This is a genomic window from Nostocoides australiense Ben110, from assembly GCF_001050535.1.
GTDB classification, from domain to species: domain Bacteria; phylum Actinomycetota; class Actinomycetes; order Actinomycetales; family Dermatophilaceae; genus Nostocoides_A; species Nostocoides_A australiense.
In genome coordinates this window covers 3917540-3919229 of record NZ_HG764815.1, presented here as the reverse complement: position 1 = coordinate 3919229, position 1690 = coordinate 3917540, and the positions used below count along the sequence as shown (strand labels likewise).

Annotated in this window: 1 protein-coding gene; it reads right to left on the bottom strand. The window is 68.3% G+C overall.

What is annotated here, in order from left to right:
- Nucleotides 1-33: 33 nt before the first annotated feature.
- Nucleotides 34-1623, bottom strand: a complete 1590-nt coding sequence (locus BN11_RS19285) for an IS1182 family transposase (RefSeq protein ID WP_048699977.1) — start codon at nt 1621-1623, stop codon at nt 34-36.
- Nucleotides 1624-1690: the final 67 nt, after the last annotated feature.

Below are 1690 nucleotides of genomic sequence, written 5' to 3'. Positions count from 1 at the left end.
TGGCCCTGGCCCTGGGCCGGGCTCGGCATTGGTTCAGCTGAGGGCCCAGGCCCCGTCTTGGTGGCTCAGTCCCATAGCGAGGAGCCGGCGCAGGTTGAGTGCGGCGGTGCGGTGGTGGAGCCAGTTGTTGTTCTTCTCGATCCCGCGGTAGGGGACGCGTCGGTTGCCGCGGGTGAGCCAGGCGATCGAGCGTTCGACCATCGGCCGGTGCTGGCGGTAGACGACTTTGAAGTCCTCCCCGGCGGCGCGTTGGCGGTGTTCGCGTTGGAGCAGGTCGTGTTTGCCGACCGTCACGGTGCGACCGTCCTTGGCGGTGGTGCATTGGGCGCGCAAGGGGCAGCTGGCGCAGGCGCTGCCGAAGATGGCGTTGCCGGCTTTGGTGATCTGGCGGGTCACCTCGGCCGGACATGTCAGCGTCCCGGCGGTGGGGTCGTGGGTGAAGTCGTCGATGGTGAAACCGCCGTCGACGGCGGGCCGCAACGGCCACGGCTTGAGCAACGGGAGCCACTGCTTGCGGTCCAAGGCGTGGAGCATGTCGCCGGTGGCGTAGGCCGAGTCGCCGAGCACTTCGAGTTGCTGGCCGTTGTCGATCGTGGTGTCGGAGGTGACCAGAGCAGCACCCACCCGGGCGTCGGAGTTCTCCGGGCCGTTGGTCTTGGTCAGCTCACACCTCGTGGTCAGACCGGTGTCGGGCTCGACGACCACGTGGGCCTTGAACCCGTCCTGGCGCCGTTCGCGGGTCTTGTGGGCGTGCCGGGCATCAGGATCAACGGTCGAGATCACCCGATCCGGGGCCGTTCTCCGTGCGATCCGCCAACGGCCGTCGGTGCCATCAGAGTCCTCGGCAGGCTCGACGTCCTGACCCGCGACCAGCGCCAGAAGCGCCACCGCGTCGGCCGGTTTCCCGCCTGCCTCGGTGATCGCCTCGATGTTGAGCGCGGCCAGCAAAGCCAGTGCGTCGCCGACCAGAGCAGTGACCAGCTCGTCGCGGGCAGCGGGATCGTCCCACGCGATCGGTGGCTTGCCGGTGGCGGCGTAGTCCTGCCCGGTCAACCCCGCCAGACGTGTGCAGTGAGCCTCGATCAGCTCAACGGCCCCGGGCACCTCCCGACCGACCCGGCGGATCTGGGCGATCAGCTGCGTCACGGTGTCCTGACGGGCCACCGCGTCATCGAGGACCGTGGAGTCCAACGCCCGACGCGTCTTGCCCTTCAGCGCGCCGGTCTCAGTGATCACCTCACGCACGACCTCGAAGATCCGCTGCGGACGCTCGCTGGCTGCCAGCCGGCGCCGCCAGTAGGTCAACGTCGACGGGTCGAAGCCCTTCGCATCAATCGCATACCCGCACGCCGCCTTCCACCGCAGGTCGAAGGTCAACGCCTCAACCGCTTCGCGGTCCGAATGACCGTAGAGCGCTTGGAGCAGGATCACTGAGGCGATCACCTCGCCGGGGATCGAGGGCCTGCCCCGTCCAGAGGGGAACAGATCGGCGAACAACTCGTGTGGGAACAGCCGATCGCGATGCTGCGCCAGCAGCGCGAACACGCTGCCCGGCTCGAGCAGGTGCCCGGCCAGCGACTCCACGTCCAGCAGCTCACGCTGCCGATCTGCCTCACCTTGCATGAGCCCAGAATTCCAGGCCCACGCCCGACCCCCGGGGAGGCGCGCCTTTTGTTCAGCAGTCTCCTAG